The organism is Nocardioides sp. Z50_6 (assembly GCF_058215755.1).
Genome location: NZ_JBZAJB010000007.1, coordinates 44494 through 58851 on the forward strand (window position 1 = coordinate 44494; position 14358 = coordinate 58851).

Below are 14358 nucleotides of genomic sequence, written 5' to 3' on the forward strand. Positions count from 1 at the left end.
CGCGCGTCACAGCCGCAGGGTCCCGGTCACCACCCCGAAGACGCCCATACCCGCGCCCGCCCACAGCAGCAGGCAGACGAGCAGCTCGGGGCGGGTGAAGGCCACCTCGCCGCGCTCGTGGCGCGCGCGCAGGTAGAGCAGGGTGCCCGGCGCGTAGATCAGGGAGCTGAACAGCAAGTACCTGGGACCCGCGGCGAAGAGCAGGAAGATCGCGAAGGCGACGGCCACCGTCGCGATCGCGAGGTCCCGGTGACGGGTGCGCTCCTCGTCGGCGCCGTAGCTGCGCCGGGTCACGGCCAGCTTGAGGGCGTAGGTCGCGACCAGGAGGTAGGGCACCACGGTGAGCGTGGTGGCCAGCTTGAGCATCACCTCGAGGGCGTCCTGGGTGATCAGCACCAGCAGCAGGAAGAGCTGGATGGAGACGTTGGTGGTGATCAGGGCCGCGATGGGCGTCCCGCTGCGGCTCACCCGGGTCAGGAAGCGCGGCATCACCGCGGTGCGGGCCGGCATGTAGAGCGTCTCGGCGTCGACCAGGTTCATGGCCAGGTAGGCCCCGAGCACCGAGATGATCACCGCGATGTTGATCAGGTCGTCGCCCCACGTCCCCACGACCGCCTCCAGGACTCCCCCCATCGAGGGCTGCTCGGCCGCCGCCAGCTCACGCCGGGGCAGCACGCCGTAGGAGGCCAGGGTGACCGAGGCGAAGAGCGCCAGGGTGCTCAGGAAGCCCAGCAGGGTGGCCCGGCCGACGTCCTCGCGGCGGCGCGCCAGCCGGGAGTAGATGCTGGCCCCCTCGATGCCGAGGAAGACGAAGGTGACCACCAGCATCGAGTCCTTGGCCTCCTCGAAGAGGGTGCCGCCCGTCCGCGGCCCCTCACCCCACAGGTTGTCGGCGAAGACCTGCGGGTCGAAGGCGAAGGACGCGATCAGGACGAAGACGATGATCGGCACCACCTTGGCCATGGTGACGATGCGGTTGACCACCACCGCCTGCCGGATGCCCCGCGAGATCAGCGCGTGCAGCACCCACACCACCACCGAGCTGAGCATCACCGCGAGCACCGTGTTGCCCTGCCCGAGACCGGGGAAGAAGGTGCCGAGGCTGGTCATCGCGAAGGTCAGGTAGAACACGCACGAGACGACGTTGCCGGCCCAGTAGCCCCAGGCGGCGTTGAAGCCGGCGTAGTTGCCCAGGCCGTCCTGGGCATAGACGTAGATGCCGTCGTCGAGGTCGGGCCGCCGCAGGGCCAGCGACTGGAAGACCAGGCAGAGCATCAGCATGCCGAGCCCGGCGATGCTCCATGCGACGGCCGCCCCCCACACGCCGGTGACGCCCGCGAGGTTGGCCGGCAGGGTGAAGACGCCGCCGCCCACGATGGAGCCGACCACCAGGCCGGCCAGGGTGAGGACGGAGACCTTCTGGGCGCGGGGAGCCGCGGTCCCCGCGTCCTTGCTCGGAGTCGTCGTCATGTCAGCGCTGTGGCCTGACGAGCGGGAACAGGATCGTGTCGCGGATGCTCAGGCCGGTCAGGTTCATCACCAGCCGGTCGACCCCCAGGCCCATCCCCCCGGTCGGCGGCATGCCGTACTCCAGGGCCTCGAGGAAGTCCTCGTCGACCTGCATCGCCTCGGGATCGCCGGCGGCCGCGAGCAGGGACTGCTCCACCAGCCGCCGACGCTGCTCGACCGGGTCGACCAGCTCGGAGTACGCCGTCCCCTGCTCCGCGCCGAAGAGCACCAGGTCCCACTTCTCCGAGAGCAGGGGGTCGTGCCGGTGCGGCCGGGTCAGCGGGGCGTTCTCCCGGGGGAAGTCGGTGTAGAAGACCGGGGTGGTGGTCTGCCCCTCGCAGAGCTCGTCGTAGAGCCCCTCCAGGACGGAGCCCCAGGCGGCGTCCAGGTCGAGCTCCAGCCCGATCCGCTCGGCGTGCTTGGCCAGGACCATCAGCGGAGTGGCGGTGGTGATCTCCTCGCCGAGGGCCGCCGAGACCGCCTCACAGACGGTCATGACCGGCCACTGCCCCGACAGGTCGTACTCGCGGACGTGGCCGTCGGCGTCGGCACGCCGGGCGACCGGAGCGCCGTGCACTGCGGTGGCGGCCTCCTGGATCAGCTCCTGGGTGAGGACCCGCATCGTGTCGTAGTCCCCGTAGGTCTCGTAGACCTCCAGGGAGGTGAACTCCGGGTTGTGCTTGAAGTCGGCACCCTCGTTGCGGAACTGGCGGCCCACCTCGAAGACCTTCTCCATGCCCCCGACCACCAGCCGCTTGAGGTGCAGCTCGGTGGCGATGCGCAGGTAGAGGTCCATGTCGTAGGCGTTGATGTGGGTCTCGAAAGGCCGGGCGTTCGCACCTCCGTGGACGGTCTGCAACACCGGCGTCTCCACCTCGGTGAACCCCCGGGCCCGGAGCGAGTCGCGGATGCTGCGGACGACGGTGGCGCGCCGGTAGGCGGTGGTGCGCGACTCGGGGCGCACGATCAGGTCGACGTATCGGTGCCGCACCCGGGCCTCCGGGTCGGTGAGCCCCCGGTGCTTGTCGGGCAGGGGCCGCAGCGCCTTGCTGGTCAGCACCACGCTCCGGGCGCGCACGGAGAGCTCGCCGCGGTGGGTGGTGACGACCTCCCCGGTGACGCTCACGTGGTCGCCGAGATCGATGGAGTGCTCCCAGAAGGCCAGCTCGGGCGCCGGGAGGTGCTGCGCGTCGACCATCACCTGGAGGTCGCCGCTGCCGTCGCGGAGCGTGGCGAAGCCGAGGTGTCCCATGTCGCGCTTGAGCATCACCCGGCCGGCCACCGAGACCTCGATCCCCGTCTCCGACCCGGCGGCGAGGTCGGGGTCGACCAGGCCGCGGACCTCCGCGAAGGTGTGGCTGCGCGGCGCGGTCACCGGGTAGGGGTCGATCCCGATCTCCCGGATCCGGTCCAGCTTGTCCCGGCGCACCCGCATCTGCTCGGGCAGGCGGTCGGGCGAGACCGCCTCGGCCACCACGTCGGGCGCCGGTGGGATCAGCGCCAGGACGGCGGCGGCGTGCTCGGCCCCGCCGCTCTCCAGCCCCCCGTCCCGGTCGGCACGCCGTCGCAGCCGGGCGACCGAGGGGGTGGTGAGGAACCCCTCCGCGCTGCCCGCCGCCGTGCCGACCCGCGGGAGGTCGGAGGCGTACTCGTAGCCGAGGTAGCGCGGCTGCCACTGCGGCAGGTACTTCGCGTTGGAACGGTAGAGGGACTCCAGCTGCCAGTTCCTGCTGGCGAGCATCAGCGCGTGCCGCCACAGCCGGGCGACCGGGGCGGCGCCGATCTCGGCCCCGCGCTCGAAGGCCTCCCGGAACATCGAGAAGTTGAGCGAGACCGGCCCGACCCCGAAGGTCGCCGACTCGGCGGCGAGGCTGGCCACCATCAGCTCGACCAGGCCGTTGTCCGCCGTGGGGTCACGGCGCATCAGGTCCAGCGAGAGCCCGGCCCGCCCCCACGGGACGAAGGTGAGGAAGCCGCGCAGCGCGCCTTCGGCGTCGCGGGCCTGGACCAGCACACAGTTCCCGTCCAGCGGGTCGCCGAGCCGCCCCAGCGCCATCGAGAAGCCGCGCTCGTCGCCGCCGTCGCCCCGCCAGGACGCCGCCGCCCGCCCGAGCTCGGCGAAGTCGGCCTCGGTGAGGCTCGCGTGCCGCACCACCCGGGTGGTGTAGCCGCGCCGGCGGAGCCGGGCGACCGACTGCCGCACCCCCTTCATCCCCGGCCCGTTCAGCGAGAACGAGCCGAGGTCGATCACCGCCTCGTCGCCCAGGTCGAGCATCGTCATCCCCGCGTCCGCGTGCGCCAGCGCACCCTCGTGGCCCGCCCCCATCACCGCCACCGACCAGCCGCTGGCCCGGGCCTCGGCCCGCCACCGGGCGATCGCGTCGGGCCAGTACGCCGGGTCCCCGACCGGGTTGCCGCTGGCCAGGCTGACCGAGCCCACGGCCCGGTAGGAGATCCCGGCACGCGCGGTCTCCGGCGCCCCGGTGTCCCAGACCACCGCCTTGTCCCGGCGGGTGGCGAAGTAGCCCAGGGAGTCGTGGTCGCCGAAGTCGCGCAGCAGCGCCCGGACCCTGGCCTCGTCGGCCACCCCGAGGGTGCGGGTGTCGCGTGGCGGACGGAACAGGATCAGCGTGGCCCCCAGGACGACCGCGGCGCCGAGCGCGCCGACCAGCAGCCGGACCCACCACGGGGCCGAGGCGTCGCTGTGCAGCCCGGCACGGCCCAGGTCGAGCAGCATCGAGTCGAGGACGTGGACGACCGCGTCGCCGTACCCGGGAGACCGGCCGAACCGGTCCACCAGCACCGCCCCACCCAGGACGGTGACCAGGCCACCGACCAGCAGCACGGCCGACGCCGCCAGCACGCTGCCGGGCACCTGCCGGGCCACGAACTGGGAGCGCACCCGCAGCGCGAGGACGATCGCCGCCCCCACCAGCACCAGCCCGACGAGCGCGGCCGTGAACCTGTCGCCCTGGGACATCGACTGGACCCGGCCCAGCTCGGGAAGACCGAGCCACCAGACGAGCACCACCCACCACGCGGCGCGCAGCCTCCGGCGGAGCCCGACGCCGGTGACCAGCAGCAGGGCCGCGTAGACCAGGCTCGGGACCACCGGGATGGTCAGCAACGAGACCAGGTCGTCGGTGCGCAGGAAGTAGCGGTGCCACGCGGGGACGAGCGCCACCACGGTGGTGAGGGCGGCGAAGCCGAACATCACCCCGGCGAACCGGTCCGGCCAGCGGTCGTCGGCCGGGGTGCGCAGCACCATCCCCCACCCTCCCCCGGCACCCGGACGGGGCTCGACACTCGTCGTGCTCTGCCGGTGCGGTGGGCGAGGGTGGCTCATCGCGGTCTCCCCTCAGAGTGTGATGTCTGCCACGTTACTCGCGGACGGCCGGGCGTCCCCCGGCCAGAAGACCCAGGCACAGGACCCAGAGGCTGATCCCGACGATGTGCACCCGCTGGGTCGTGCCGATCGCCCAGGCGGGCCCGTCCGCGGCGAGCAGCCACCCGAAGAGCAGGCTGGCGGCGACCCCGGGGATCCAGAGGATCCAGCAGGCCGCCCGGTTCAGCCATCCGGGACCGTCTCCCCGGCTCCCCGCCCAGGCGGCGAGCACTCCCGCGAACAGGCCGAGGTCCGAGACCACCGTGATCGCGTTGTGCCACTCGGCCTGACGCCGCTGCTCGACCGCCTCGCAGATCAACCCCGGACCGCACGGAGCGGTCACCACCGCAGCCGCCGCCGCCCCCACGGCGAAGACGGCGGTGCCGCTCACGACCCCGGTACGCCACCAGCGCGCCGGCAGGGCGGCCCGGACCCGCGGCAGGAGGATCAGCACCAGCGCGGCGCAGACCAGGTCGGCAAGGCGGACCAGGCCGGCGTTCGGCTCCCCCGGGGCTGCCAGCTCGCTGACCACGTGCTCGAACCCCTCGAACCCCCGCAGCACCCAGTCGAAGGCGAAGCTCGAGTAGAGGAGCGCGGCGACCACGCCGGCGAACACCGGCAGCCGGTCGCGCGACCGGTCCGGGCTCACCCGCCGCTCCGGTCGGGAACCCCGGCATAGGCGCGCGCCGTTCCGCTGGACAGCGCGAGGATCACCAGGATGCTGCCCCCCGGGGCGAGCAGCGCGAGCAGTTCGACCGGCCACCGACCGCCGACCAGGGACGTGACCATGGCGTCGGCAGCGGTGACGGAGCAGGCGGTCATCAGCAGCAGGCGGGCCCAGTTCAGGCCGCGCACGACCCCGACCGCCAGCACCACGTCGACGACCGAGGCCGCGAGCAGGGCGGAGACCAGCACAGGGTCGTCCTCCCGGCCGGTCACCACGGACCCGAGGTAGGCGACCGCGCGGCCCACCGCTACCCCGGCGCCGACGGCGACCGGGGACGGGATGCGCCGTACCGGTGGGGCCGGCGCAGGGTCGGGACCGGCGGGCATCCCCCGCAGGTCGAGGATCGGCAGGTCGCCGTCGGTGACGATCCGGTCACCGCCCCCGTTGCGATGGTGGTAGCCGGAGGAGAAGTTCTTGATCACCGAGCGGGCGACCTCGGGGTGCGCGTGGCTGACCGTGGCGACCACGAAGTCGCGCTCCACGTCGACCTCCGGCTCGATCCGGTGGGTGAGCTGGCCGGTGAAGAACGAGAGCCCCACCCGGCGGTCGTAGGTCGCCGCCGCCAGCCAGTCGACGCGGAACCCGCCCGGCAGGACCCACCCGTCGGGACAGCGCCAGAACCGGACGTGGTGCCGCCTCGTCGGGGTGCCCGCGACCTGCTGCTCGTAGGCGAAGTCCTGCTGCCGGTCGAAGAGCCGCAGCGGGCTGACCGGGGCGCTGGGGTAGCTGCGTCCCTGCACCACCCCGGCGACGATCGCCATCGAGGAGCGCAGGTCGACCGGGTCGGCCCGGATCCACCCGGCGTCCGCCATCGCGGCGTGGACCTGGGCCTCCCGGCCGAGCAGCGCGAGGTTGACCGGGTCGCCGAGCAGGCCGTCGCTGGTCCGGGTCCGGCCGACGAAGTAGCCGGGCAGGTAGATCGAGGTGAGGATCCGGTGCAGCCTCGGCAGCACCAGGTAGGCCGAGAAGCCCCAGAACGCCACCAGCAGCAGCGGGGGCCAGCCGGGGCGCAGGCCGTCGCGCAGCAGCACGTAGGAGAACCAGACCCCGGCGACCGCGGAGAACGCGAAGAACCAGCCGTCCAGGACGGAGCTGGAGAAGCGGACCCGGGCGCCCGCGCGGATGCCCCGCATCCGGTCAGTGTGCATGAAGGACACCTGCCCGGCCAGGGTCCTCGGGCACCCCGCAGGACTAGGCTGCTCAGCGTGCTCGAGGGCTTGGTCGCTGCCGCCGGGGCCGCCCTCTGCTACGGCGTGGCCTCGGTCCTGCAAGCCCTGGCCAGCCGCAGCACCGACCGGGTCGAGGGGCTCGACCCCCGGCTGCTGGTCCGGCTGCTGCGCTCCTGGAGGTATCTCCTCGGCGTCGGCCTGGACGGGCTCGGGTTCCTGCTCAGCCTGGTGGCGGTGCGGAGCCTGCCGCTCTTCGTGGTGCAGTCCGTGGTGGCCAGCTTCCTCGCCGTCACCGCGGTGCTGGGCGCGGTCTTCCTGCGGATGCCGCTGCGCCGGGCGGACCGGCTCGGCCTGGCGGTGGTCGTGACGGGGCTGGTGCTGGTCGGCGCGTCGGCGACCGAGGACCGGACCGTGGACGTGACCCGGAGCGAGCAGTGGGGGGTGCTGGTGGCCGCCGTCGCGCTCGGAGTCCTCGCCGTCCCGCTGGGCAGGCTGAGCGGCCCGAGGGGCGCCACCGCCCTGGGGGCCGTCGCGGGCCTGTCCTACGGGGTGACCGCGGTGGCCTCCCGGGTCCTTCCGGGCGACCTCTCCCCCGGCCACCTCCTCGAGGAGACGGGGCCGCTCCTCCGCAGCCCCGCGACGTACGGCCTGGTGGTCGCGGGCGCCGTCGCGATGCTCACCTACTCGATCGCCCTGCAGCGCGGGAGCGTCACCCGGGCGACCGCCCCGCTGGTGGTCGGTGAGACCGTGGCGCCCGCCCTGGTCGGGCTCCTGCTGCTCGGCGACCAGACCAGGGCGGGTTGGGGTCCGGTGGCCGCGGCCGGGTTCGTGCTGTCCGTCGCCGGGGCCGTCAGCCTCGCCCGGCACGGCGAGGTGGAGACTCCTGCGGAGGTGGACCGGACGGTGACGTAGGGTGCTGTTGCAAACCGTTCGCAACAAGGGGCCCTTCCATGCGTCGCACCGGCACCACCCGTCACCGCGCCATTCTCCTGACGGTCCTCGCCTCCTCGGCCCTGGTCGGCTGCGGCAGCAACGAGACGACCTCCGCCGAGGGACCCCCGACCGAGCTGCGGCTGGCGATCGGCGGCGAGTCCGAGGAGGGCTTCGACCCCACGCTGGGCTGGGGGCGCTACGGTGCTCCGCTCTTCCAGTCCACGCTGCTGACCCGCGAGCCCGACCTGGGGGTCGGACTCGATCTGGCCACGGCGTACGAGGTCAGCGACGACGGGCTCACCTGGACCGTCGACCTCCGCCCCGACGCGGTCTTCACCGACGGTGAGCCGGTGACGGCCGACGACGTGGCCTACACCTTCAACACCGCCGCCGAGCAGGGCGGCCTGACCGACGTCACCGCGCTCGACGAGGCGGTGGCGGTCGACGCGGACACCGTGGAGCTCCGGCTCCGCGAGCCCAACAGCACCTTCGTCAACCGGCTGATCAGTCTCGGCATCGTGCCCGAGCACGCCCACGACGCCGGCTACGCCCAGGACCCCGTCGGCTCCGGCCCCTTCTCCCTCGTCGACTGGCAGCAGGGGCAGCAGCTGGTCGTCGAGCGCAACGAGGACTACTACGGCGAGAAGCCGGCGTTCGAGCGGCTGGTCTTCGTCTTCACCGACGAGGACGCCAGCCTCGCCGCCGCGCGCGCCGGTCAGGTGGACGTCGCCGCGGTGCCCTCGGCCCTGGCCACCCAGGAGATCGCCGGCATGAGGGTGCAGGCAGTCACCTCCCTGGACAACCGCGGCATCGCCTTCCCCACCGTCCCGGTCGAGGGCCGGCGCAGTCCGGCCGGCGAGCCGGTGGGCAACGACGTGACCGCCGACCGCGCGGTCCGGCGCGCCGTCAACCTCGCCGTCGACCGGGAGGCCCTGGTCGAGGGCGTCCTGGAGGGCTACGGCTCGCCCGCGACCGGCCCCGTCGACGGGGCGCCGTGGCACGAGCCGGCCTCGAGCATCGACGACGACGTCGACGCCGCGGCAGCGGAGCTCGAGCGGGCCGGCTGGACCGACGACGACGGCGACGGGGTGCGGGAGAAGGACGGCACCCGGGCCTCCTTCTCCCTGCTCTACCCGGCCGGCGACTCGCTGCGCCAGGGGCTGGCACTGAACGTGGTGGACATGGTGGCCCGCGCGGGCATCGAGATCCGGCCCGAGGGCGTGAGCTGGGACGAGATCTACCAGCGGATGCACACCGACGCCGTGCTCTTCGGCTGGGGCAGCCACGACCCGACCGAGATGTACAACCTCTACCACTCCTCGATGGCGGGGACCGAGTCCTTCAACCCCGGCTACTACGAGAACGCGGCGGTCGACCGGCACCTCGACGCGGCGCTGGCCGCCACCGACCCCGAGGAGGCCAACCGGCACTGGCGCGCCGCGCAGCTGGACGACGACGGCGCCGGCTTCACCGCCGGCGCGGACGCCGCCTGGGCCTGGCTGGTCAACCTGGAGCACACCTACTTCGTCGACGAGTGCCTCGACCTCGGACCGGCGCACGTCGAGCCCCACGGACACGGCTGGCCGCTGACCGCCGGCATCACCGGATGGCGGTGGGGGTGCTGAGCCTCTCGCCCACGAGGGCCCGCAGGCTGGCCGGACGTGCCCTGCGGCTCGCCAGCCTGATGGCCGCGGTGGCGGTCGGGTGCTTCGCCCTGATGGCCGGCTCCCCGGTCGACCCCGTCGAGGCGTACGTCGGCGCCGACAGCGCCGCGGTCGGCGCCGAGCAGCGCGCGCAGATCGCCGAGCGCTGGGGCTTGGACGACCCGCCGGTGGAGCGGTTCACCGCCTGGGCCGGCAACGTGCTCACCGGCGACCTGGGCACCTCCCAGGTCTTCGGCGAGCCGGTCACCACGGTGATCGGCGAGCGCTTCGCCGCCAGCCTCTCGCTGATGGCGCTGGCCTGGTTGTTCTCGGGCGTCCTCGGCTTCACCCTCGGCCTGGCCGCCGGCGCGCTCCGCGGACGGCTGCCCGACCGGGTGCTCACCTGGTGGGCCTACACGCTGGCCTCGGCTCCGACGTTCTGGATCGGGCTGCTCCTGCTCTACGTCTTCTCCGTCTCGCTGCAGTGGACGCCGGTCTGCTGCGCCGCCCCGATCGGCACCCTCCCGGGCGAGGCGTCCCTGGCCGACCAGCTGCACCACCTGCTGCTGCCCGCGCTCACGCTCAGCGTGGTCGGGATCTCCCCGGTCCTGCTGCACACCCGGCAGGCCACGATCGAGGTCCTCGCCAGCGACCACGTCGCGTTCGCCCGGGCCCAGGGCGAGCGGCTGCCCGGCCTGGTCCTGCACCGGGTCGCACGCAACGCGGCCGGTCCGGCGCTGATGCTGCAGTTCGCCTCCGTCGGTGAGCTCTTCGGCGGCTCCGTGCTGGCCGAGCAGGTCTTCACCTACCCCGGGCTGGGTGAGGCGACGACCACGGCGGCGCTGCGCCAGGACGTGCCTCTGCTCCTGGGCATCGCCCTGTTCACCGCGGTGCTGGTCTTCGCCGGCAACGCGCTCGGCGACCTCGCCCACCGGGCCGCCGTCCCCCGCACGAGGCAGGCGTGGGCATGACGGCCGGCGACGCCTCCGGACTCCTCGGGACCGCCAGCGCACGGGCCCCGCGCTGGGGCGACCGACGCACCCGCACCCTGGTCAGCCTCGGGGTCGCGCTGCTCGTCGTGGTCGCGGTGGTCGTGGCCGGCACCCTGGCCGCGGGACCCGCCCAGCTCACCGACCTGTCCGAGCGCAACCAGGGCCCCTCGCTGGACCACCTCTTCGGCACCGACCGGCACGGTCGGGACCTGCTGCTGCGGACCCTGGTCGGGCTGCGGCTGAGCCTGCTGGTCGGGACGCTCGCCGCCGCCCTCTCGGGCGTGATCGCCCTGGCGCTCACCCTGCTCGCCACGGCCGGCGGCCGGTACGCCGCCGCCGCGGTCACCTGGCTGGTCGACCTGTTCCTGGCGCTCCCGCACCTGGTGCTGCTGATCCTGCTCGCCTTCGCGCTCGGCGGCGGGACGGAGGCGGTGGTGCTGGCCGTGGGGCTGACCCACTGGCCGCGGCTCACCCGGGTGCTGATGTCGGTCGGCCGGGAGACGGTGACCGGGGACTTCGTGGCCGCCTCCCGGGCCCTGGGCCACGGCCCCTGGCACGTCGCCCGCCGGCACGTCGCGCCGCACCTGGTGCCGCACCTCAGCGTCGGGGTGGTCCTGATGTTCCCGCACGCGATCCTGCACGAGGCCGCCCTCTCCTTCCTGGGCCTGGGCGTGGATCCGGGTCTGCCCGCGGTCGGCGTGCTGCTCGCCGAGTCGATGCGCTCGCTGTCGGCGGGCCACTGGTGGCTGGCGCTCCTGCCCGGCGTGGGACTGCTGCTGGTGGTCAAGCTGGTCGACCGGATCGGCGAGGACCTGCGCCTGCTGCTCGACCCGAGGAGTGCACACCTGTGAGCGTCCCTGTGAGCGTCCCCGTGAGCGTCCCCGTGAGCGTCCCTGCGACCGCCGAGCGCCTGCCTGCCCACGACACGGCCCCCGACCCCTCACCCCGTCCCGGACCCGGCGAGGAACCCACCCGGGCCCCGCTGCTGGAGGTCGAGGACCTGGTGATCCGGTTCCAGCAGTACGAGCGAGGGCTGCGGCGCCGCGTCGTCACCGCCGTGGACGGGATGTCCCTGACCGTGCGCGAGGGGGAGGTCGTGGCGCTGGTGGGTGCCAGTGGCGCGGGCAAGAGCCTGCTCGGCCATGCCGTCCTGGGTCAGCTGCCCCCCAACGCCCACGAGCAGGGACGCATCAGCTGGCGCGGCGACGACGTCGACCTCCGGGCCCGGCGCCGGCTGGCCGGCCGCCACACCGCCCTGCTCCCCCAGTCGCTGACCCACCTGGACCCCACGGCGACGGTGGGTGCGCAGGCCCGGCGGAGCGCCCGGCTGGTCGGTGCGAGCCGCCGCGAGGCTCGCGTGCTGGCGCGCGAGGCGGTGCGTGAGCAGGGTCTGGCCGACAGCGTCCTGGACCTCTACCCCCACCAGCTCTCCGGCGGCATGGGTCGCCGCGTGCTCACCGCGCTGGCGCTGATGGGAGACCCGGCGCTGGTGATCGCCGACGAGCCCACCCCGGGGCTGGGGCCCGAGAGCGTCGCCGCGGTGCTGGACCGGCTGCGCCGGATCGCACGGGCCGGCAGCGGCGTCCTGCTGATCACCCACGAGCTCGGGCCGGCGCTCCGGGTCGCCGACCGGGTGGTGGTGGCCCGTCGTGGCCAGACCGTCGAGCACGCCCCGGCCTCGGCGTTCTGCGACGACGGCGGGCACCTCGTGCACCCGTACAGCCGGGCGCTGTGGCAGGCCCTGCCGCAGAACGACTTCGTGGTGGCACCCGAGGTGGCGTCGTGCTGAGGGGCGAGGACCTGTGGTTCCGTCACCGCCGGCGCGACGCCTGGGTGCTGGCCGGCGTGAGCCTGCACGTCGCCCCGGGTGAGGTCGTGGGCCTGTGGGGTGCGTCGGGCACCGGCAAGTCCACGCTCGCCTCGCTGCTGGCCCAGCACCGCAGCGCGGAGCGCGGCGTGGTGCGCGTGGACGGGGCCACGACACCACCCCGGGGCCGGCCGCGGCCGGTCCAGCTGGTGCTCCAGCACCCCGAGCGGGCGATGAACCCCCGGTGGCGGGTCCGGGACGTGCTCCGGGAGGCCCGCCCCGACGGTGACCTCCTCGCCTGCGCTCCCGACGGGCCGGCGGGCACGCTGGTGGAGGCGCACTGGCTGGACCGGCGTCCGCACGAGATCAGCGGCGGGGAGCTCCAGCGGGTCAACCTGGCCCGGGCGCTGCTCACGGAGCCGGCGTACGTGCTCGCGGACGAGATCTCCTCCAGCCTGGACCCGCTGACCCAGGCGCTGCTGTGGCAGCACCTGCTCGCCCAGGTCCGTGAGCGTCGGCTCGGAGTGCTGGCGATCTCGCACGACCAGCCCCTGCTGGACCGGGTCGCCGATCGCGTCGTCGCCCTCGCCGGAGCCGACCAGGCAGCCCGAGACGCAGCCGGAGACGCAGCAGCGGCCGGCTCCCAGAAGCCGACCGCCACCTCCCTGCACCGAATCACCTGAGGAAGGCGTACTTCCTCACCATCGGCAGGCGCTCCCAGGCGGCACCGAGGCCGAGGTAGCGTCCCGCGCCCATCAGGGCCAGGAGCACCAGGACGCCGGCGTAGACCAGGTGGTCGTCCATGAACGGGTTGTTGTCCAGGGGCAGCGCCGCCGCCCACATCAGCACCATCATCACGGAGCCGGAGGCCGCGGCCAGGCGGGTGAAGACCCCGAGCATCAGGGACAGACCGATGCCGAGCAGGCCCGCCATGAAGAGCCAGTCGGCCCAGGCGTGACCGGCCATCGAGTTGAAGAAGCCGGCGAAGGGGCCTTCGGTGCCGCTCAGGAAGCCGGTCGTCGGGCTGCCGCCTTCGAGCCAGGCCCGCTCGGCGGGGGTGGCGAAGCCGAGACCGATCAACTTGTCCAGGAAGGCCCAGAGGAAGACCCAGCCCAGGGAGAGCCGGAGGAGTCCTGCGGTGACCGCGACGCCGACCGGGTGGCGGCGGGCGTGGGCCTGGTCCGCGTCGTCGTGGCCGATCATGTGGGCGACGATCTCGCTGAAGGCGTGGTGGGTGTGGGCCTCTCGAATGCTGTGGCTGACGTTCATGACGTGCCTCCGGGCGGTGTGCGGCCGGCGTGTCGAAGGACCCTGTGTCCTCCACCGGAGCACTTTCTTTCACTCCCCACCCTGCTCCTGCGCAGGCTCCACGTCAGCAGTTCGGGGCCGTGTCCTGGTGTCTGTCGCGTCACGCAGGACAGCCTGGCCTGGGCCCCGGTCCCGGGACGGACGCCTGGTCGGACGGGGGTCGGACGGGGGTCGGGCGCGAGGTGAGGGCATGGGCCCCGGACCTCCGGGTACGGAACCCGAGGCCCCGGTCACCGTCCGGGGCCGCACGCACCTCCCGAGGAAAGGAACACTCGTGTCCGAGCTCCTGGACGAGAACGGCAAGAACCACAAGCGCGTCGCCTTCCTGACGGCGACCGAGGGCATCGAGCGGGTCGAGCTGGTCGAGCCCTGGGACGCGGTCAAGGACGCCGGCCACACGGCCGTGCTGATCTCCACCGAGAGTGGCGAGGTGCAGACCTTCGACCACCTCGACAAGGCCGAGACCCGTCCCGTGGACGAGGTCGTCGGCGACGCCGACGTGGACGCCTACGACGCCCTGGTGCTGCCCGGCGGGGTGGCCAACCCCGACGCGCTGCGGATGGACGAGCAGGCGGTCGCCTTCATCAAGGCGTTCGTGGCCTCCGGCAAGCCCGTCGCCGCCATCTGCCACGCCCCCTGGACGCTGGTGGAGGCGGACGTCCTCAAGGGCCGCACCCTCACCTCGTGGCCCAGCCTGCAGACCGACATCCGCAACGCGGGCGGCCAGTGGGTGGATGAGAAGAACGTGGTCGACGGCAACCTGATCACCAGCCGGAACCCCGACGACATCCCCGCCTTCATCAGCGCCCTGCTGGAGGCCCTCCAGCACGGGGTGGACTCCGCGGCACCCACCGCCTGAGGAAGAGGGAAGGCACGAGGACCTAC

The 14358-nt window shown here is 73.5% G+C and carries 12 protein-coding genes; 7 read left to right on the forward strand and 5 right to left on the reverse strand.

The window, feature by feature from the left end:
* Window positions 1-6 precede the first annotated feature (6 nt).
* From AC4BGE_RS15865 to AC4BGE_RS15880, 4 genes are all read right to left on the reverse strand, one after another.
* Complete coding sequence (locus AC4BGE_RS15865; RefSeq protein WP_490575893.1) at window positions 7-1470, reverse strand: basic amino acid/polyamine antiporter; 1464 nt, start codon at window positions 1468-1470, stop codon at window positions 7-9.
* 1 nt (window position 1471) lies between these two features.
* Window positions 1472-4777 (reverse strand): bifunctional lysylphosphatidylglycerol synthetase/lysine--tRNA ligase LysX, encoded by a 3306-nt coding sequence (lysX, locus tag AC4BGE_RS15870; protein WP_490575894.1) that lies wholly within the window; start codon window positions 4775-4777, stop codon window positions 1472-1474.
* A 112-nt stretch (window positions 4778-4889) separates the two neighbouring features.
* A complete protein-coding gene (locus AC4BGE_RS15875) occupies window positions 4890-5543 on the reverse strand; it encodes a DUF998 domain-containing protein (RefSeq protein WP_490575895.1) in 654 nt (217 codons plus the stop codon).
* A complete protein-coding gene (locus AC4BGE_RS15880; protein ID WP_490575896.1) occupies window positions 5540-6754 on the reverse strand; it encodes an LssY C-terminal domain-containing protein in 1215 nt (404 codons plus the stop codon). Before AC4BGE_RS15880 ends, AC4BGE_RS15875 begins: the two co-directional genes overlap by 4 nt.
* A gap of 72 nt (window positions 6755-6826) precedes the next feature.
* Between AC4BGE_RS15880 and AC4BGE_RS15885 the strand changes: the two genes are divergently transcribed.
* Genes AC4BGE_RS15885 through AC4BGE_RS15910 form a run of 6 tightly spaced genes read left to right on the forward strand, consistent with a single transcriptional unit; the run spans window position 6827 to window position 12848 of the window.
* Window positions 6827-7702: a hypothetical protein gene (locus AC4BGE_RS15885; RefSeq protein ID WP_490575897.1), complete on the forward strand. Its 876-nt coding sequence runs from the start codon at window positions 6827-6829 to the stop codon at window positions 7700-7702.
* Between the two features lie 38 nt (window positions 7703-7740).
* Window positions 7741-9348, forward strand: a complete 1608-nt coding sequence (locus AC4BGE_RS15890) for an ABC transporter substrate-binding protein (protein WP_490575898.1) — start codon at window positions 7741-7743, stop codon at window positions 9346-9348.
* Window positions 9330-10337, forward strand: a complete 1008-nt coding sequence (locus AC4BGE_RS15895; RefSeq protein WP_490571558.1) for an ABC transporter permease — start codon at window positions 9330-9332, stop codon at window positions 10335-10337. Before AC4BGE_RS15890 ends, AC4BGE_RS15895 begins: the two co-directional genes overlap by 19 nt.
* The gene (locus AC4BGE_RS15900) at window positions 10334-11209 is read left to right on the forward strand and encodes an ABC transporter permease (RefSeq protein WP_490571559.1); all 876 of its coding nucleotides are present in this window, start codon (window positions 10334-10336) and stop codon (window positions 11207-11209) included. Before AC4BGE_RS15895 ends, AC4BGE_RS15900 begins: the two co-directional genes overlap by 4 nt.
* 32 nt (window positions 11210-11241) lie before the next feature.
* Window positions 11242-12147 carry an ATP-binding cassette domain-containing protein gene (locus AC4BGE_RS15905; RefSeq protein WP_490571560.1) on the forward strand — a complete coding sequence of 302 codons (906 nt, stop codon included), beginning with the start codon at window positions 11242-11244 and terminating at the stop codon, window positions 12145-12147.
* Complete coding sequence (locus AC4BGE_RS15910) at window positions 12141-12848, forward strand: ABC transporter ATP-binding protein (RefSeq protein WP_490575899.1); 708 nt, start codon at window positions 12141-12143, stop codon at window positions 12846-12848. Before AC4BGE_RS15905 ends, AC4BGE_RS15910 begins: the two co-directional genes overlap by 7 nt.
* On the opposite strand, the gene AC4BGE_RS15915 is transcribed toward AC4BGE_RS15910, so the two are convergent.
* On the reverse strand, window positions 12841-13434 hold the full coding sequence (locus AC4BGE_RS15915; protein ID WP_490571562.1) for a DoxX family protein: 594 nt from the start codon (window positions 13432-13434) through the stop codon (window positions 12841-12843). The two genes, AC4BGE_RS15910 and AC4BGE_RS15915, sit on opposite strands and share 8 nt — an antisense overlap.
* Before the next feature lie 313 nt (window positions 13435-13747).
* Between AC4BGE_RS15915 and AC4BGE_RS15920 the strand changes: the two genes are divergently transcribed.
* Window positions 13748-14332, forward strand: coding sequence for a type 1 glutamine amidotransferase domain-containing protein (locus AC4BGE_RS15920; protein WP_490571563.1), 585 nt, complete (start codon window positions 13748-13750; stop codon window positions 14330-14332).
* The last annotated feature ends 26 nt before the right edge of the window (window positions 14333-14358 follow it).